A 20,647-nucleotide genomic window follows, 5' to 3' on the forward strand; every position below is an offset into this window, starting at 1 on the left:
TCAAATACTTATTTGTTTTTTTCTAAAATCACTAGGTGTTTTCCCTACAATTTTTTTGAAAATTTTTAAAAAATAAGAGTAATTATAGAACCCAACTCTTAAAGAAATATCAAGAAAAGAGTCCTTTGTTGTTAACAACAACAACTGGGCTCTTTCTATTCTTCGTAATTGTATATATTGGCTAGGCCCCATAGAGTATTGTTTTTTAAAAGTTCTAGAAAAATAATCTTTACTTAAATTACAGTGTTTAGCTAAACTTTCTACAGATATAGGTTCATGCAAATTTTCGGATATATAATTTAGAACCTCCATTAAATTACGTTTGATATTTTTTTTAGACTCTACTTCATTATCAATAAACTTTGATAGGAAATACTTAATCAAAGCTTTGGTCTCCATCAATTTAGATGTAGATAAAAATTTATTTGTATTATTAAAACTCTCTAGAATAGAATTTTTTGTATACGTTTTAGGGTCACTATTTACTATACTACTGTTCGGATTTATTTTAAGTAACCTTTTAAAACATTCAATATCTAAATCATTTGCCAGTACTTGATATTTAAAATTTACTAAATTATACACAGAAACACCTTTACTAGTCTCTTCAAAAAAACTTATATAGTATTGTTCATGATTTAAATTACACTTATAACTACTATAAGTATAGCTAGGAATTAAATATAAATAGCCGGGTTTTAACTTAAACTCAATATTATTATGGTAAATATAGGCCTCACCACTTGTTATTAAATATAATCTGGAAAACGGACTAATAACATTTGTGAAATTCCATTTACTATCTAGCGCAGCAAAGCCAACATGCAGTAAATTAACCTTTAAGGGTTGTAGTATAGAGTACATAACTAATTACTTAATTTTTGTTTTCTAAAAGCAGCCGGTGTAACCCCTGTTAGTTTCTTAAATGTTTTTGATAAATATGCTCCATCATATAAACCAACTTCTTCTGCAATTTGTTTTAATGGTTTTTGAGAAGAAAGTAATAAGAACTGAGCTCTCTCTACACGTTTTAATTGTATAAAACGGTTTGGTCTAACGCCATATATACTTTTAAAACTTCTTGAAAAATAATCTGTATTTAAATTACAAAAAGTTGCAAGTTGGTCTACACTTATCTCCTTAGAAAGGTTTTTAGAAATGTAAACTAAAACTTTATTTAAATCTCCTGTACTAGTTTTAAGCTCATTCTTAATCTCGTTTGTAATAAATTTAGAAAGCAATATTTCTAAAATAGACTTTGTTTCTAATTTAAGTTTTAAATTATTTTCCAAGCTATCTCCCATTTTAATTAATCCACCATTCATAAATAACTTTGGATCCGAGTTTTCAACACTCATATTAGGATGTAATTCCAATAATCTTTTAAAATATTGCTCATCTAATTTACTTGCGTCTACCTCATAAACGAATTCATTTAAGTTAAAAATGGAAACCCCAGGAGATGTTTCCTCAAAAAAACCAGTATAGTACTGCTCATGGTAATCTCTACATCTATAATTATTATAAGTAAAACTTGGTATCAAATACATTTTCCCAGGTTTTAAAGTAAAAAAAGAACCAGAATGTTCCATTTCAGCTGAACCTTTTGTTACTAAAAATAACCTTACAAAGGTGCTTATAACATTCTCATAATCCCATTTATCATCTAACTCTGCATAACCAGTATGTAGTAAATTGAGCTTTAATGTTTCTAATAAATTCATCTTAATAATTCTTATGATAAACTATTCTAAAGACTTATTTTGAATAGTTTATAGTGTAAATAAAGGACACAAAAACACTATACAGGTCGGAAATGTACAAATTTTTGACTGATTTAAGCAAGAATTATGATTTTACAAAATATAACTTTGTTTTTTTATATGATAAATGTCATTTTATGATAAATTTTGCCAAATTCTTTTTTTTAGTTACCATAATTTTCACTTCCTGTGGCGGACCAGAATTACCAGAAAGTGTAGCTAATGCTTATGATAATTTACCAAAAGAGGTAGATTTTAACCAACATGTAAAACCCATACTATCGGATAAATGTTATTTATGCCATGGTCCAGATAAAGGGGACATAAAAGCTGGTTTACAACTTCATGAAGCAGAATTTGCTTATGCAGAATTACCAGAAAACCCTGGAAAAGTAGCAATTACACCTGGAAACCTAAAAAAGAGTGAATTTTTTCATCGTATAATAACCGATGACCCTAAGTTAATTATGCCAGAACCTGGGTCCCATTTAACACTAACAGATTATGAAAAAGCGGTGTTAATTAAATGGATAGAAGATGGTGCAGAATATAAAAAACACTGGGCTTTTATTAAACCGGTAAAATATGAAGTCCCTAAAGTTAAAAACACAGAGCAAGCTGCAAATCCTATAGATAATTTTGTTTTAGAAGAATTAGCACTAAATGGTTTAGAACAAGCTCCTAAGGTAGACAAAGAGTTATTACTCCGTAGAGCTTCATTAGATTTAACAGGACTGCCTCCAACGATAGAAGAGTTAGAAGCTTTTATTAAAGATGATTCCCCTAATGCATATGAAAAACAAATAGATCGCCTTATAGCCTCTCCTCATTATGGAGAACAAAGAGCTTTAGATTGGATGGATTTATCTAGATACGCAGATACTCACGGGTATAGTGTAGACTGGTTTAGAGATGTTTCTCCTTGGAAGGACTGGGTTATAAAATCCTTTAATGAGAACATGCCTTATGACAAATTTGTCTTATGGCAAATGGCAGGAGATATGCTTCCTAATGCAACAAGAGAGCAAAAATTAGCTACCACTTTTAATAGGTTGCACCCACAAAATTTAGAAGGCGGTATTATAGATGAAGAATTTCGTGTAGAATATGTAGCAGATCGCACCGCTACTGTTAGTCAGGCATTTTTAGGATTAACTGTTGCTTGTGCTAAATGTCATGACCACAAGTATGATCCAATTTCTCAAAAAGACCATTTTGAGATGTTTAGTTTCTTTAATAATATAAATGAAACAGGATTAATACCATGGGATTTAGCAACACCTGTACCAAATATGCTATTACCCACTAAAGAACAAGAAGATGTTTTAGCTTATTTAGAAACATTAGTTAACGATAAAGAAAAGAATACAAAAAACATAGCAAAAACCGAAGAAGAAAAAGTTAATGACTGGATTTCTAAAGAAAACTACAAAACAATAAATACTAAAAATAATCCTTCTGGCTTAGTTGCTTATTTTGATTTTAATGGTAAAAAGATAAAAAACAAAATACCACAAAAAACAAAGCAAAATATAAGGATGCGCCAGCAATATGCTGACAATCAAAAATTCATTTTTCAAAAAGGTGCATCTGGAGATGGTTTATCTATGGATGGAGACACTTGGTTAGATTTAGACAAAATAGGGATTTTTAATCGAAGTGAAGCGTTTAGTATCGGAATCCAAGTATTTGTACCAGAAGATTTAGAAAATGGGGTTATTTTTCATAAAATGCAAGGTCCAGAATTACATAGCTATAGAGGTTACCATTTAAATATAAAAGACAATAAGATTGAAGCTCTTTTAGCTCATGTTTGGCCAGAAAATGCTATTGTTACACAATCGCTTATAAATGTCCCAAAAAATAAATGGATACAACTAACAATGTCATATGATGGATCAAGTAAAGCCAAAGGTGTTTCTATATATTTAAATGGAGAAAAACTAGAAACAGAGGTCAAGGTAGATAATCTATATAAGGATATTATTTTCAAAAATCAATCTATAGGAATTTATAAAGGAAAAACTGAACCAGGTTTAAGAATTGGTGCTATCTGGAGAGGTAAAGGTTTAAGAAACGGTGCGGTAGATGATTTAATGGTTTTTAATCGTGAGTTAACCCAACTAGAAGTAATGCAAATTGCTAATAAAAAAGGGTTAAATGAAATGATAGCTATGTCAAACAATACTATTTCAAAAAAAGAAAAAGATCTTTTTAAAAAATACTATTTAGCTAACAAATCTTCTAACTACAAAAAATCTATGCAAGAACTAGCTAAAGCTAGAGCTACCTATGTAGATAGTTTAGAACCCGTTAAGGAAATAATGGTAATGAAAGAAATGGAAAAACCAAGACAAGCTTATGTCTTAGATAGAGGGCAATATGACTCTCCTACGGACTCTGTTTTTCCAGGTGTTCCAGAAAAAATATTTGCTTTCCCAGATAGTTTACCAAAAAACAGAATTGGTTTATCTAAATGGATTATGCATAAAGACAACCCACTAACGGCAAGAGTTACTGTAAACAGATATTGGCAAAATATTTTTGGAAACGGACTTGTAAAAACCTCCGAAGATTTTGGCAACCAAGGAGAGCTACCTAGCCATCCAAAATTATTAGATTGGCTTGCGGTTACATTTATAGAATCTGGTTGGGATGTAAAAGCATTACACAAACTAATAATGCTATCTAACACCTACCAACAAAGTAGTATTGTTAGTGAAAAGCTATTAAATATGGATAAAGAAAATAGGCTCTTAGCAAGGGGTCCTGCAAAACGTTTATCTGGAGAAATGCTTAGGGATAATGCATTATTTGCATCTGGATTATTAAGTAAAAAAATTGGAGGAAAAAGTGTTAGCCCATACCAACCGCCAGGATTATGGCTTGTAAACGGAGACAAATATAATGTAGGAACTGGCGAAGATTTATACAGAAGAAGTCTTTATACCATATGGAAACGAACAGTACCGCACCCTACTCTTGCTACGTTTGATGCCCCTACTAGAGATTTATGCACCACAAGAAGACAAGAAACTAATACACCATTACAGGCTTTAGTATTATTAAATGACCCTACTTTTATTGAAGCTTCTAGAGTTTTAGGAAAAAAAATGGCAGATTATGATACTGTAAAAAAAGGAATATCTACCACTTTTAGGAAATTAACAGGCAGAAGCATAAAACCTAAAGAATTAGAGGTATTAATAGCACTACAAAAAGAAGAGTTAGAAAAATTTAGAGCTAATAAAGCCAAAGCTAAAGGCTGGATAAGTCTTGGAGAGCACAGAATTACATCTGAGGATGATGTGGCAATAGTTGCAGCCAATGCTGTAGTAGCTAGTACAATTATGAATTCTGATGCCAGTATCACCAAAAGATAACTTGCATTCTAAAATAAAATATTATGTGTAATAATCACGAACATAGCAAACTAACTTCCAACAACAAAGATTTTCAAGAAATTGAAAAACAATTAAATAGAAGACATTTTTTAAAGAAAACGTCTTTGGGTATTGGTGCTATGGCATTAAGTAGTTTATTAGGGTCAGAAAAATTACTTGCCAATATAAGTAATGAAAGCGCACAGGAGCAAATATTAAAAAACTATAATAAAAACAGGTTAGGCTTACCACATCATCTTCCTAAAGCAAAGAGAATTATTTATTTATTCCAAAGCGGAGGTCCTTCTCAAATAGATTTATTTGATTATAAACCAAAGCTAACCGATATGTTTGGTAAAGAGTTACCAGAATCTATTATTGGAGGTCAAAGACTTACTGGAATGAGTGGAAGCCAAAGTACATTACCCGTTGCCCCTTCTTCTTTTAATTTTAAACAATATGGGGAGTCTAGAGCTTGGGTTAGTGATGCTATGCCCTATTTATCGGAAGTAGTAGATGACTTATGCTTTGTAAAAGGAATGCAAACCGACCAAATAAACCACACTCCTGCTATTACCTTTATGCAAACAGGACACCAATTACCTGGAAGACCATCTATTGGCTCTTGGTTAAGTTATGGTTTAGGTTCAGACAATGAAAACTTACCAACATTCATTACGCTTGTTTCTAAAAATGGAAAAGGACAACCTTTAAAGGCTAGTTTATGGGGTAATGGATTTTTACCAACAGAACATCAGGGTGTTCAATTTAGATCAGGAAAAGACCCGGTACTCTATTTAAGTGACCCCGAAAATTATGATGGTCATGATAGAAGGCATATGTTAGATTATTTAAACCATTTAAATGATATTCAAAATGATGACTACGGTGATCCTGAGATACAGGCAAGAATGGCTCAGTATGAAATGGCATTTAAAATGCAAACATCTGTTCCTGAAGTAGCCGATTTATCTGATGAACCAGACCATATTTTTGATATGTATGGAAAAGATAGTAGAGACCCAGGAACCTATGCTGCAAATTGTTTAATGGCAAGAAAACTTTTAGAAAAAGGAGTGAAATTTGTACAACTGTACCATCAAGGTTGGGACCAACATATTGCATGCCCAGGAGGTGTAAAAAATCAATCTAAAAAAACAGATCAAGGAACAGCCGCTTTAATTAAAGATTTAAAACAACGCGGAATGTTAGATGATACTTTAGTAATTTGGGGAGGAGAATTTGGAAGAACTGTTTATTCTCAAGGACAATTAACTAAAGATAACTATGGTCGTGACCATCACCCAAAAGCATTTACTATGTGGATGGCTGGTGCAGGTGTAAAACCAGGATTTACTTATGGAGAAACAGATGATTTTAGTTATAACGTTGTAAAAGACCCAGTACATGTACACGATTTTCATGCAACATTACTACACTTATTAGGTGTAGACCATGAGCGACTTACTTTTAAACACCAAGGAAGACGTTACCGACTTACCGATGTCCATGGAAATATTGTAAAAGATTTATTAACCTAAACCAACCAATAATGTCTACAAGAAGAAATTTTATTAAAAAAACAGGTTTAGCAGGTGCCGCTTTGGCTTCCTCTTCATCTGCTTTTGGAGCCACCATTATTACAAAAAAAGAAAGTGTAAATCATTTACTTAATGAAACAAATACTATTCTTGGGCATGGAGATTATAAATATAAGTTAACTAAAAATTGGGCTCAGATAAGTTCTACTAGAATCCCTTTACTTAATTGCCATGAAATGGTAATGGATAGTAAAGGAAGATTAATAATGATTGGAGATCACCCACAAAATAATATTTTAATTTTTGATAAATCTGGTAAATTATTAGACTATTGGGGAACTGCCTACCAAGGTGGTCATGGTTTAACAATACATGACGAAGGAGGAGAAGACATGTTGTATATAGCAGATTCTGGTTGGGCATTAGGAAAGAACAACAAAATGGTAAAACACAACGGTCGTATTGCTAAAACTACAGTTGATGGTAAAGTCATTTTTGATATTGGTCACCCAGTAACTATTGGTGTATACAAACCAGGAGAACACTTTTGTCCAACCGAAACCGCTATTGGCCCTAATGGTGATATTTATGTGGCAGACGGTTATGGACAAAGCAGAATTATTCAGTACGATTTACATGGAAGATACATTCGTCATTGGGGTGGCAGTGATAATCCAGACCCTAACTATAGATTAGTAAGTGCACATGGTGTAGCCATAGACTACAGAGAAAAAGGCAACCCAATGGTAGTTTGCACATCACGTTCGCAAAATTGTTTTAAATATTTCACCTTAGATGGCAAGTATATTAAAACCATAAATATGCCAAACATGCAGGTATGTAGAGCGGTTTTTGATGATGATAATCTATATGCTGGCGTTTGTTGGTCGCAACCAAAAACTGATAAAACCAATTGGAGAGACCATACAGGTTTTGTAACCATTATGGAAGGGGACAAAGTAGTCTCTAACCCTGGAGGAACAGAGCCAACTTACAAAGATGGCGAACTACAAAAATCTTTCCAGATAGAAGAAAAACCAATTTTACATGGCCATGACGTATGTATTGATGAAGACAAAAATGTATACATATGCCAGTGGAATGCCAACCATTCTGCGCCGTATAAATTAGAGCGCGTTTAAAAAAATATTACAGTTTATTTTATGGATCAAGCACCAGATATAGTTTTATTCTTAGGAAGATTTCACCCCCTTATTGTACATATGCCAATAGGCTTTTTATTTTTTGCTTTTTTACTAGAAGTATTTAGTAAGTGGAAAAAAAATAACGCCCTATTAGCTGGTATACCTTTAGCCCTTTTAATGGGTGCAATTACAGCTACTATATCTTGTATTCTTGGTTACATGCTTTCCTTAAGCGGAGATTATGAAGAAAGCGCTGTAGACAGTCATTTTTGGTTTGGTATAGCAACCACAATTGTTGCTTTTGTTGCTTGGCTTATACGCATTGATAAAATTAAACTCCCAACTGGTAGTAATTTTAAAAGTAATATTGCAACTCTTACATTACTTGTTATTCTTTTAAGTATCACAGGACATTATGGTGGCAATCTAACCCATGGTAGTGATTATTTAGTAAAATATTTACCTTTTGGAAAAGAAGAGAAAAAAGAACTAGTTGCTATTACAAAAGTAGAAGATGCTGTTGTGTATGATTATTTGGTAGAACCTATTCTAGACAATAAATGTACAAGTTGTCATAACTCTAGCAAGAAAAAAGGTGGGTTGTCATTAATAGATAGCACCTCTATTTCTAAAGGTGGTAAAAATGGTGATGCCTTGATTGTTGGAAATTCAGCAAAATCTGAAATGATAAAAAGAGTTCTCCTTGATCCACACAATGATGATTTTATGCCTCCAGAAGGCAAAACTCCATTAACAGAAGAAGAAATAGCAATATTAACCTATTGGATAGATAATGCCAATGCTAGCTACTCTTCTAAGGTTACATCAATAGAAACTCCAGAAAATATTACTCATATTGCTTCTAATATGCTAGATATTCCAATTGAGGGACAAAAAGGAGCAACTAAACTACCAACTGTTTCCACAATAAACGAAGAAGTTATAAGTACAGTTACAGCGCAAGGTTTTACTCTAAGAGAACTTGTGTTTGAATCTAGTTTGTATGAAGTAGTTTTACCTCCTAAAAGCACAAAAAATAGTACTCCAGAAGAAATAGCTAAAAAAATAGAATCTTTATCTAACATAAAAGATAATATTCTTTGGTTTTATGCAGACGATAATGGAATTACAGATAAACACCTAACTCAAATTTCGGGGTTTAAAAATTTACAAAAATTAAGCCTAAATAATAATGCTATCTCAGACAAAGGGATTTCTTTTCTAGAAAATCTCAATAGTCTTAACAGTCTAAATATTTACAATACTCAAGCATCTAAAAACTCTTTAAACACTTTCTTAAAAATGAAAAATTTAGAACATGTTTATGCTTGGAAAACTTCTATAAAAGAAGAAGATTTAGAATCTTTTAAAGAAAAAGAAAATGCCCCAAGTATAAGTTTAGGGAATTAATATTTGTGAACTTAAGTTTTTGTCTAGTGCAAAATATGCTATTACATGTATATATAACCATATGTGGCACCCAAAAGAACGAATCTAATCGTTTAAAAATAGTAGATTAAGTATTTTTACTTTACAAATAAACTTAAAACTAAAATTACCCTCTATGTTAGCACTATGTAAAAAATTGCTTGTATTAGCAGTCTATGTACTTGTTTTCTTTTTATTCTCTTGTAATGAGAAAAAGGAAGAGCCTGTAAAAAAACCAAATATTATTTACATAATGGCAGATGACCATACCACACAAGGTTTTGGTATTTATGGAAGTAGACTCGCCAGCTTAAATCCTACTCCAACTTTAGATAAAATTGCAAATGAAGGTATTATTTTTGAAAATTGTTTTGTAAATAACGCTATTTGTGTTCCTAGTAGAGCTGCAATACTCTCTGGTCAACGAGCGCAAACTAGCGGCGTTTTAGATTTAGAAGGAATACTTCCTATTGAAAAACAATACTTACCGCAAGAAATGAAAAAGCTAGGTTACCAAACAGCTATTGTAGGTAAATGGCATTTACATGAAGAACCTGCTTCTTTTGACTTTTATCAAGTGTTACCAGTACAAGGAAAATATTTTAATCCAGATTTTAGAATCCGAGGAGATAAGCCATGGCCAGAAAATGTAGTTAAAACAAAAGGGCATTCCTCAGATATGATTACTGATATTACATTAGATTGGCTGCAGACTAAAAGAGACCCTAGCAAGCCATTCTTTCTAATGCATCATTTTAAAGCGCCACATGATGACTTTGAGTATGCAACAAGATATGAAGAGTATTTAGCAGATACTTTTATTCCAGAGCCAGAAAGTTTATATGATAATAAAAATAATGGATCTATTGCTACTAGAGGAAAAAACGATTCTTTAACACGTATTATTGGATCCTCTGTTTCCCATAGAAATTTAATACGTAACCAAGCGCACAATATTTATTGGAATGACACTACTTTACATAGAAAATATGGAAACGCAAGAGATATAAAGTCTGAGCAGCATGTAAAATTTGAGCTTACTCCTGATGAAAAAACGTATACTAGTAAAGTTTACCAAGATTATCTTAAAAAATACCTTCGTTGTGTAAAAGGTGTCGATGATAATGTAAAACGATTATTAGATTATCTAGAAAAAGAAAACCTTTTGGAAGAAACAATTATTGTGTATACAGGTGATCAAGGGTTTATGCTTGGTGAACATGATTATATTGATAAAAGATGGATGTATGATGAAGCTATGCGAATGCCTTTCTTTGTTCGCTATCCAAAATCAATTACCGGAGGAACAAGAACAGATGCTATTATAAATAATACAGACTTTGCTCCTACCATGATAGAATTAGCTGGCGGAAAAACTCCAGACTACATGCAAGGAAAAAGCTTTAAAACTATTTTAGAAACAGGAAAAGAACCTGCAGATTGGCAAAAATCTACCTACTACAGGTATTGGATGCATTTAGCGCATAGACACCAAAATCCTGCACATTTTGGTGTAAGAACTAAAGATTATAAGCTAATTTTCTTTTATGGCAAATATTGGGTAGATACCGATAATCCAGATGCAGAATACAATAAAGCAAGTTGGGGTAATGACTACGCGAACCACACCCCTGCTGCTTGGGAATTCTACGATTTAAAGAAAGACCCTAAAGAAATGAATAATGCATATAACGACCCTGCAAACAAAGAGATTATAGCAGAATTAAAAACAGAATTACTTAAGCTGCGAAAAGATTTAAACGAAACAGATGCTAACTATCCGCATATTCAAAAAGTGATAGACGAGCACTGGAATGACTAAGTAAACTACCTCGGGGCAAGCCCACGAGGTATTTATTAGGAAACTAATTTTGATTTCGAGGCAAGCCTCGGAGTATTTAAATCTCGATTATCGAGTAACAATCCTTAAATTATTCTAATGAAAAAATTAATAGCCCTATTGGTTTTAATTGGGAATACCGTCCTAATTTTTGGGCAACAAAAAAACGATTGGAAAAACCCGTCTGTCAATCAAATTAATAGATTACCGTCTAAAGCAACATTCTATAATTTCGATTCAAAAACTCAAGCTATAGAAGGAAAAAGAACTACTTCTAGCTCTTTTAAATCTTTAAATGGTGATTGGAATTTTATGTGGGTTGCAAAACCTGCTGATGCTTCGGAAAATTTTCAAAATTTTGATTTCGATGCTTCTAAATGGGATACTATTGATGTTCCTTCAAACTGGGAAATGAGAGGCTATGGAAAACCTATTTATACAAACTCTACATATCCATTTTTCAACGATTTCCCTAACATTAACCATCATGACAATCCTGTTGGGCATTATATAAAAACATTTAATATAGATGAAAATTGGGCAAATCAAGATGTTATTCTTCATTTTGGTGGCGTTTCATCTGCTTATTATGTTTGGGTAAATGGCGAATTTGTTGGATATAGTGAAGATACTAGATTACCTGCCGAGTTTGATATTACCAAACACCTAAAGCAAGGTGAAAATAAAGTTGCTGTAAAAGTATACCGTTGGTGCGATGGTAGTTATTTGGAAGCACAAGACCACTGGCGTATGAGTGGTATAGAACGTGAAGTATATTTACAAGCATACCCAAAAGTGCGACTATCTGACTTTGCGGTTAGAACAGATTTCGATGAAAATTACGAAAATGCCTTACTACAAATAAGACCCGAAATAATTGCGAACATTAAAGATAAATATGTTGCAAAAGTAGGTGAGTTTGGCAGCACCAATTTAAAAACAACTGTAGACGATTGGCAACTAATTACCGAATTGCTAGATGCCAATGGAAACAAGGTAGGTGATGCAGTAACTACTAATTTTAGCAAAATATTAGGCGAAAATTACCCTCAACGCGATAATGTATATTTTGGTTTAATTGAAACCGAAATAAAAGCACCAAAAAAATGGTCCTCTGATGACCCTTATTTATACACTTTGATTTTTACTGTAAAGGATAATAAAGGAAATAATATTCAATATACTAGTACTAAAGTTGGATTTAGAGAAGTCTTGATTGATGAGAGAGGACGTTTTCTTGTAAATGGCAACGCAGTTAAAATGATTGGTGTTAACCGCCATGACCATGACCATATTAACGGAAAAATGGTTACACGCAAAGATATGGAAGAGGATGTTAAACTTCTTAAACAGTTTAACTTCAATTCGGTTAGAACATCCCACTATCCTAACGATCCTTACTTCTATGATTTATGTGATACATATGGTATTTATGTAATGGACGAGGCAAATTTAGAAACGCACGGTCTCCGTGGGCAACTTTCTAATGTGCCCGAATGGAGTAATGCCTATTTAGAACGTGCTGTTAGAATGGTAGAACGTGATAAAAACCACCCAAGTATTATTATGTGGAGTTTAGGCAATGAATCCGGTACTGGGCCAAACCATGCTGCCATGGCTGGTTGGATTAAAGATTTTGACCCTACACGTTATATACATTATGAAGGTGCCCAAGGTATGCCATCACATCCTGATTATAAAAAGAATTTCTTTCACCCTGGTAAAGGAAACCCATCAGATAAACCATGGGTTGATATGATTAGTAGAATGTATCCACAACCACAAGAATTACAAGATTTAATTGACGATACTGCTGAATTTAAAAAAACGCCAGTATTAATGTGTGAGTATGCACATGCCATGGGAAATTCCGTTGGCAACATGAAAAAATACTGGGACGTTATTTATAACAATGACCGAGCTTTAGGAGGGTACATCTGGGACTGGATTGACCAAGGTTTATTAAAAAAAGATGAAAACGGAAAAGAATACTACGCATATGGTGGTTCTTATGGCGATACTCCAAACGATGGTAGTTTCTGTTTAAATGGTATTATTGCCTCAGACAGAACTCCAAAACCAGAAATTTTTGAATGTAGAAAAGTAAACCAGCCTGTGGTTATTTCTACTAAAGATGTCTTAAATGGTAACTTTAATATTTTAAATCGTCATCATGCCATAGATTTATCGCAATATAATATATCTTGGAATGTAACTGAAAATGGAAAAGTAATTCAAAAAGGTGATTTAGCATCATTACATACTAAACCTTTTCAGTCTAGTTATTTAAACATCAACTTTAAAAAGCCTAAAATTAAATCTGGTAGTGTTTACCATATAAACATTGTTGGTAAACTAAATAAAAACACGTTATGGGCTAATACAGGTTTTGTTGTTTTTGAAGAGCAGTTTAGCTTAGATTATAAGTCACCAGAGCCTGCAATTTTAAAAAGCAATAATGCTTTGGTTGTAAATGAAGACAATAGCAGACTTACAATTACCAACAAATTAATCACCCTAGAAGTTGATAAATCAACTGGTTATATTTCAACCTATAAAGCAAAAGGCGTTACTATTATGAAAACGCCATTAAAGTTAAATTTCTGGAGAGCTGAAACAGAAAATGATGAAGCATATAGGAAAGCCATGAAATTAGAATCCGAATTAGATTGGATGCATGCCGGAGATAATTTAAGTATTGAAAATATTAATTATGATACTCCCGAAAAAGGAAAAGTGGTAGTTACTGTAAAAGGAAATATTGCTAAACCAAAAGCTTCTGTTACCCTTATATATACTATTTTAGGAAGTGGTGAAGTAAAGGTAGATTACCATACAATTATTGGAGCAAATGCACCAAATGCACCACGTATTGGTATGACTTTTGATATTGCTAAAAACTATGGAAAACTTATGTATTTAGGCAAAGGCCCACATGCCAATTATTCGGATAGAAATTACGCATCTCATATAGGTTTGTATTCAGGAAAACCTGAAGTTATCAATTACAAATACGCTTATCCAGAAGAGTATGGTAACCATACCGAAACCCAATGGTTTAGCTTAGCAAATTCTTCTAATAGGGGTATTTTAGTAAAAGGAGAACAACCTTTAAATTTTAGTGTACAATCTTTTAGCACAGATAACTTGCAAGAAGCAAACTTCTTAAATGAATTAAATGACCGCGATGTTTATTCTGTGAACATAGATTTATCACAACAAGGAGTTGGGGGTGACAACACTTGGTCACATAGAGCGCAAGCACATGAAGAATATAGGAATAAACCTGGAGCTTACTCCTATTCATTTTACCTTATACCATTTACATCTAGTGTAAAAAATCCTGAAAAAATTAAGTGGTAAAATTTTATACAAAAACGTAGTAAAACATAAAAGCCAGTGAATAGTCACTGGCTTTTATGTTTTTACTATATAAGATTTAATTTAATTCGTTACAAAACTATACACCTGAGAAGTAGAAGTATTACCATTTAAATCATGTGTTACAACCTTCCAATAATACGTTTTACTGGCCTTTAAAGCATATCCTTCTATATTCGCAGTTGCCGTTGTCCCTACTTTAGTAGTAGGATTTGCATTAGTATCTAGATACACATCATATTCTTTAATATCATTATCCACATCACTGCCAATCCATTCTAAATCTATGGATAGTGTTGTTACTTCTGTTTCATTTTCTGGATTTGTTAAATCTGCAGGAAAAGGGGCATAATTCTGAGTACCTAAACCAGCTAAATAAAACTTCCATGTTTCACTTGTAGCAGAGACTGTTGTTTTATTAGATTTAGATACTACATACCAAGAATAAGGCACTCCTCTTTCTAAAGTAACTTCAACAGCATCAGAGCTAGCATTGAACTCTTCAACACTATTCGCATCTAAATTTTTAACAAACAGCGTATACGATGACGTATTATCGGCTTTATTCCAATCAAAATTTAATTTAGATTCGGTATCAGATATTGCGGTTCCACCTGTACATTCTTCATTATTATCTGGATACACTAAAACTGCTTTTGTTGGATCTAGAATAACCTCTTCTTTTTCCCCTGAATCTTTATTTCCTCCACAAGATGTAATTATCAAGAACCCTAATAATACTTGTATTCTTCTTAATATTCTGATATTTTTCATTTCTTTTACTTTTATTCTACTACAAATTTTGAAGCCCCAACTTTTTCTTTGTTCCTTTTAAAAACAATAATATAAACTCCTTTTCCTAGTCCATTTACCAATATGCTATTCTCTGTGCTATCTATTTCTTTTCTTAATATTAGCTTACCAGTAATATCATATACATAAGCAGATGAATTTCTCAATTTTTCTGTTACTACTATAGAAAGTTCTTCTTTTACTGGGTTAGGATAAATAGAATAGGATTTATCTATAAAAATAGTTTCCTCATAAACACCCTGACAATTTTTATCTGTTGTTACTTTCAATTTATTTATTCCTTCTTCCAATGCTAATTCAATTTCATTAGCACCTGTTTGTATTTCTTTACCATTTAACGCAACAAAATATTTGACGCCACCTTTTAAATTTAAAAAAACGGCATTTTTATCTACGGTAAGCTTAGAAGAAACAGTTAAAGATTCTGGTTCTCTTATTTGAACAGAGAATTCCATTTTATAATCTGGAAACGATGGTAATGTAATTACAATAGTATAGCTTCCTACTTTTAAATTCTCTACGCTTAAATTATTAGAAAAATTAAAACTCTCATTATAGCCTGCACTAGACACAACTGCATTATAATTCTGCCCCACAATAGTACTAATACTTAGCATACCATTGTCTTGATTATTACAAGTAGCATCTATTGCTTTTATAGTATAATTGTTTGTAGGTAATTTTTCAGGTGTAAATTCTCTAATATTAGAACTAAAATTAAATACTTGCATAGCTACACTACTTACATGCCCTCCAGCATCCGGAAATGCAACCGAAATAACATTGTTTGTATTTAAAACATCATAAGCAACAGGGATTTCTAGTGTCCCAAAAAATCTATTTTTTTGTGCTTGATCATAGCCACGCCAATCCTCTGGCACAGTTATGTCTACATTATTAACTGTTACAACAGGCTTTAAAACACTACCGTGATCACGACCTATACTAACTCTTAAAACAGCTTCGCCATATGTTGTAGGCTTTGCTACTCCATTAATATTAAAGGTTACCGCTTGGTTTGCTTGTATTGGTTGTAAATAACTATCTGCAAAATATTTTACTTCATCTGAAGTTTCATCAATTATAATATCATTATCAAAAGTATATTCTAAAATCATGGTAGACTGAGACCCCAATTCTACACTTGAAATTGCAGTTATTACGCTTTCCTCCTCTAAAACCGGAATATTACCCGACAGTGTTAAATGTCTTTTTAAAATACTTGTTATAGCAACATTATAATTATCAAAGACGTTCAAATCTATAGTAGCTGCCGAAAACTCTAAATTATTGAGTATTACATAACCTTTGTTCCCATCTATGTAGGCATCAACCTGGATATCTAAATCTGTTGCTTTTGTGTCTATCCTTGTGCCCTTAACGTTTTTCCATAAATCATAAAACTTTACTCTTTCTGTATACACCCATTCTCCAGTATAACTCGCTGGTTCATTGGCCTTTCTCATTAATCTTGATACATATGGTATCCCTGTGGTAGAATTATAACCCCATTCTGCCTTAACAATTGTAAACGGAATTGCAATAGCAATATCATTAGGTCTTTCCATATAAGACATCATTTGTCCATTTTGAGCAGCCATAAACAACCAATCTCTGTATGGACTCCATTGCTCGTTTCTTAAATCGTGAGTTTGAGAACCATACTCCGATATTACATAAGGTTTTGTTTCTCCAAGCTTAATAAGACTATATTGATCGTGCATATCAAAAGTAGCTTCCAAATTACTACCTGATCTTAAATCTTTTTTTCCGCCAAAAACAGGAAAATCATATAAGTGCCAAGACCAAAAATCCATTTTTTCACCAGCTACATCAATAAAGAGTTTATCTCTATTTATCCATCTTTGAAAATCTCCGGTTTCAAAATCTGGAAAAGCCACTGTGTACCCTCCTATTTTTAGATTAGGATTCTGTACTCTAATAGCATCAGCTACTTCTACATGAAAATCAGCTACTTCTTGTAACGAATTAGTAAAATTACTTTTCCCGCCAAGTTCTTCATAAGCAGGTTCATTTATAACTTCTATCCATTTAGGTATTGGCTCACCATTACCTCCATGAAATTCGTTAAAAAAACGACCCATGTATTCCCCGGTTGCAGTAGCATTAGCTAATTCCCAACCTGTAACACTTGTAGCTCTTTGACTTTCTCCAGTCCAAAATGGATGCAATTGCGCAGCCATAACATGATTCGCCTTTCTGCTTTCATAACTATGTAAATCTGTCTTAGATGCATAATTGTTTCTGGTGTTTGAGCCTTTCGTTACAATTTCATTTGGATCGGCAAACCCTGATCTAATAGGATCTTCACCAATATTATTTAAATTCCAAGTTATACTTCCTGTGTTTCTTCCAAGATAAACATCATATCCATTTAGAAAATCATCCCGAAGGTCCGTTACAAAATTGTCACCATCCCACTCATTTTCAACTTGGTTAGCGTGAATGGTAATAAACTTAGATCGGTCAAATTCTGAAATATTTCCAACAGTATGTTTTACATTTAGATTAACATCTACCTGCACTTGTGCATAAAAAGGTAAATACATAAAACATAGAAGTACTCCAATAATTAGTTTATTCATAAAATAGAATTTTTGTTAAAATTGTATCTTCTAAATATAGTTAACGGGAATACAAACAATAGAAAATAACACTCAATAATAACTTAACAAACTAATAGAATAGACTTTAAATTTACTATACACTTTAAATATAAAAAGCACTTACATTAAGAACAGTCTTAATATAAGTGCTTTTTATTACTAATTATAGCGTATAATTACAACTGAAATACCTTTTCCATTTCAATCCATTTTTCACCTTTTTTTGCCCACGGAAGTTCTTGTTGGTAGTTCCACATAAGTTGTTCCCACTCTTGTACTTTAGGATTATTAGCATCCATCTCTGCCTTTTTGTTAGGATCAAAAGTTTCATCAACTTCCATAATCATAAACATACGATTACCTGTTAGGTAAATTTGCATATCTATAATACCTGCATCCTTAATACTTTTTGTAATCTCTGGCCACGCATTACCTGCTGCATGGTATTCTTTATACTCTGCAATTAATTGAGGGTCATCCTTTAAATCACAGGAAAGACAAAATCTTTTTGTTGTCATTTATATCTTAATTAGTTTGTTTTTTAAAAGTACTATATCCATAGAATGCTACAACTGCCAAACATACCAGCGGTAAAATGAAAGAAAAGTTAACTTCAGGAATAAACCCTAAAATTTTTACATCAGAAAAACCAGAACCACCCCAATCTAAAATACTACCTTGTAAAACAGGCATTAACGCACCTCCTACAATTGCCATAACTAAACCAGCTGATCCTATTTTAGCTTCGTCTCCCATATCTTTTAACGCAATACCGTAAATTGTTGGGAACATTATGGACATAAAAACAGATACAGCAACCAAAGAAACTAAACCTGCCATTCCTGATAATAACACAGCACCTGCACAACATACAACACCACCTATTCCAAATAGCATTAACATTTTAGAAGGATTAATAGTTCTCATCAATGCTGTTCCTATCCAACGACCGATTAGAAAAGAAATCATAGCTGCTACATTAAAATAAGTTGCGGTAAGCTCCATGTCAAACGTTTCATTTATATTATCAACATATTGAAAAATATAAGTCCAACACATAATTTGAGCACCTACATAAAATGCCTGAGCAACAACTCCAAATTTATAATTACTATTAGCAAATAATTTTTTAAAAGATTCCGAAAGTGACATTTTATCCTCATCTGCTGTTTTTGGCATTTTCGTAAATATTATAATTGCCATAATAACTAAAACCAAAATCCCCAAACCTATATATGGCACGCTAATTATGCCTAAGTCATTTTCTCTAACGGCTGCCAATTCTTCTGAGGTTAAGGCTTTATAAGCCTCTTCAGTATAATCATCAGAACGTAACGCGCTAATCACAAATACTTGTGCTATAATCATCCCAGATAGAGAACCTATTGGGTTAAATGCTTGAGCCAAGTTTAATCGTTGCGTAGCAGTTTCTTTATCACCTAATGCTAAAATTAAGGGATTTGAAGTTGTTTCTAAAAATGCTAATCCACAAGTAATAACCCATAAAGAAATTAAGAAATAGGTGAATGTTTCATTTGCTGCTGCTGGATAAAACAAAAACGCACCAATTGCATATAAAGAGAGTCCTAATATAATACCAGATTTATAACTGTATTTTCTAATAAATAAAGCCGCAGGCAAGGCCATAAAGAAGTAACCAAAATAAAAAGCAAACTGTACTAAAGAAGCTTCCATATTAGATAGTTCTGGCATCACCTTTTTAAATGCAGAAACCATAGGGTTAGTTAGGTCATTTGCTATTCCCCATAGGGCAAATAAAGATGTTATAATTATAAAAGGAAATAATAGTTCCTTACTTACTATTGGAGCTTTTTTAGTACTCATAATATATTAGAATTAAAGGTTGGTTGATTTTTTAAAAGTTATTCTGTTAATAAAGATCTATCTAAATTAACATAACCACCATCTACTGCAATAAACTGCCCTGTGGTATGCGATGCTTTTTCAGAAATTGTAAACAAGCAAGTATCTGCAATTTCTTGTGGTGTTGTCATTCTATTTTCTAAAGGAATTTTCTTAACTATAGATTTTAATTTTTCTTCTCCATTCTCTAAAGTCTTAATCCAAGCATCATAAGCAGGTGTCCAACTTTCTGCTATTATTATAGCATTAACTCTTATACCATCTTTTATTAAATCTACAGCCCATTCTCTTGTTAAACCAAGTACACCGCCTTTAGATGCAGCATAACCAGAAGTACCTCCTTGACCTGTTAAGCCAACTTTGGAACCAATATTTAATATATTCCCTTTAGACTTCTTTAGAAACGGTAATGCATGTTTTACAACAAGAAAATAACTTACCATATTTAGCTTCAAGGAATTCATGAATTCGTCATAAGAAGCATCTAAACCTACACCATCATTTACACCAACATTGTTAATTACAACATCAATTCTATCGTATTTTTTTATAATAACATCAAAAGCATTTTTTATTTCCTCTGGATTAGTAACATCCGTTTGACAGAAAATAGCATCTATTCCTTTTTCTTGAAGCTCCTTTACGTATTCAAATCCTCTTGCATTTCTATCAATTACCGCTGGTATTGCTCCTTCATTTGCAAGATTTTGCAAGATAGTTTCTCCGATACTGCCTTTAGAACCTGCGGCTCCAGATATTACGACTACTTTGTCTTTCAACTTTAAATCCATCTATACTAAATTTTTTAAATAATGATTTTCTCTAAAAATAAATAACTATCT

Annotated in this window: 13 protein-coding genes; 6 read left to right on the top strand and 7 right to left on the bottom strand. The window is 32.6% G+C overall.

Annotation, left to right across the window (positions count from 1 at the left end):
* Complete coding sequence (locus tag CLV91_RS01880) at positions 1 to 864, bottom strand: helix-turn-helix domain-containing protein (protein WP_121063410.1); 864 nt, start codon at positions 862 to 864, stop codon at positions 1 to 3.
* Positions 865 to 866: 2 nt separating this feature from the next.
* Positions 867 to 1,724, bottom strand: coding sequence for a helix-turn-helix domain-containing protein (locus CLV91_RS01885; protein ID WP_121063412.1), 858 nt, complete (start codon positions 1,722 to 1,724; stop codon positions 867 to 869).
* 176 nt (positions 1,725 to 1,900) lie between these two features.
* Between CLV91_RS01885 and CLV91_RS01890 the strand changes: the two genes are divergently transcribed.
* The 6 genes from CLV91_RS01890 (at position 1,901) to CLV91_RS01915 (ending at position 14,463) form a co-directional block, all read left to right on the top strand.
* Entirely contained in the window at positions 1,901 to 5,146 is a 3,246-nt protein-coding gene (locus tag CLV91_RS01890; protein ID WP_121063414.1) for a DUF1553 domain-containing protein, read from the top strand.
* A 23-nt stretch (positions 5,147 to 5,169) separates the two neighbouring features.
* Entirely contained in the window at positions 5,170 to 6,687 is a 1,518-nt protein-coding gene (locus CLV91_RS01895) for a DUF1501 domain-containing protein (protein ID WP_121063416.1), read from the top strand.
* An 11-nt stretch (positions 6,688 to 6,698) separates the two neighbouring features.
* The gene (locus tag CLV91_RS01900) at positions 6,699 to 7,829 is read left to right on the top strand and encodes a twin-arginine translocation signal domain-containing protein (RefSeq protein WP_211333181.1); all 1,131 of its coding nucleotides are present in this window, start codon (positions 6,699 to 6,701) and stop codon (positions 7,827 to 7,829) included.
* Positions 7,830 to 7,850: 21 nt separating this feature from the next.
* On the top strand, positions 7,851 to 9,242 hold the full coding sequence (locus CLV91_RS01905) for a c-type cytochrome domain-containing protein (RefSeq protein ID WP_121063418.1): 1,392 nt from the start codon (positions 7,851 to 7,853) through the stop codon (positions 9,240 to 9,242).
* Positions 9,243 to 9,396: 154 nt separating this feature from the next.
* Complete coding sequence (locus CLV91_RS01910) at positions 9,397 to 11,082, top strand: sulfatase family protein (RefSeq protein WP_121063420.1); 1,686 nt, start codon at positions 9,397 to 9,399, stop codon at positions 11,080 to 11,082.
* 117 nt (positions 11,083 to 11,199) lie between these two features.
* Positions 11,200 to 14,463, top strand: coding sequence for a glycoside hydrolase family 2 TIM barrel-domain containing protein (locus CLV91_RS01915; RefSeq protein WP_121063422.1), 3,264 nt, complete (start codon positions 11,200 to 11,202; stop codon positions 14,461 to 14,463).
* Positions 14,464 to 14,544: 81 nt separating this feature from the next.
* Here CLV91_RS01915 and CLV91_RS01920 read toward each other — a convergent pair whose 3' ends face one another.
* From CLV91_RS01920 to CLV91_RS01940, 5 genes are all read right to left on the bottom strand, one after another.
* Entirely contained in the window at positions 14,545 to 15,255 is a 711-nt protein-coding gene (locus CLV91_RS01920; protein WP_121063424.1) for a hypothetical protein, read from the bottom strand.
* 11 nt (positions 15,256 to 15,266) lie between these two features.
* Positions 15,267 to 17,900: a T9SS type A sorting domain-containing protein gene (locus CLV91_RS01925; RefSeq protein ID WP_121063426.1), complete on the bottom strand. Its 2,634-nt coding sequence runs from the start codon at positions 17,898 to 17,900 to the stop codon at positions 15,267 to 15,269.
* 197 nt (positions 17,901 to 18,097) lie between these two features.
* Entirely contained in the window at positions 18,098 to 18,439 is a 342-nt protein-coding gene (locus tag CLV91_RS01930) for an L-rhamnose mutarotase (RefSeq protein WP_121063428.1), read from the bottom strand.
* Positions 18,440 to 18,446: 7 nt separating this feature from the next.
* Positions 18,447 to 19,766: an L-fucose:H+ symporter permease gene (fucP, locus tag CLV91_RS01935; protein WP_121063430.1), complete on the bottom strand. Its 1,320-nt coding sequence runs from the start codon at positions 19,764 to 19,766 to the stop codon at positions 18,447 to 18,449.
* A 38-nt stretch (positions 19,767 to 19,804) separates the two neighbouring features.
* Complete coding sequence (locus CLV91_RS01940) at positions 19,805 to 20,596, bottom strand: SDR family oxidoreductase (protein ID WP_121063432.1); 792 nt, start codon at positions 20,594 to 20,596, stop codon at positions 19,805 to 19,807.
* Positions 20,597 to 20,647: the final 51 nt, after the last annotated feature.

This window comes from Maribacter vaceletii (assembly GCF_003634105.1).
Classification (GTDB): Bacteria; Bacteroidota; Bacteroidia; order Flavobacteriales; family Flavobacteriaceae; genus Maribacter_B; species Maribacter_B vaceletii.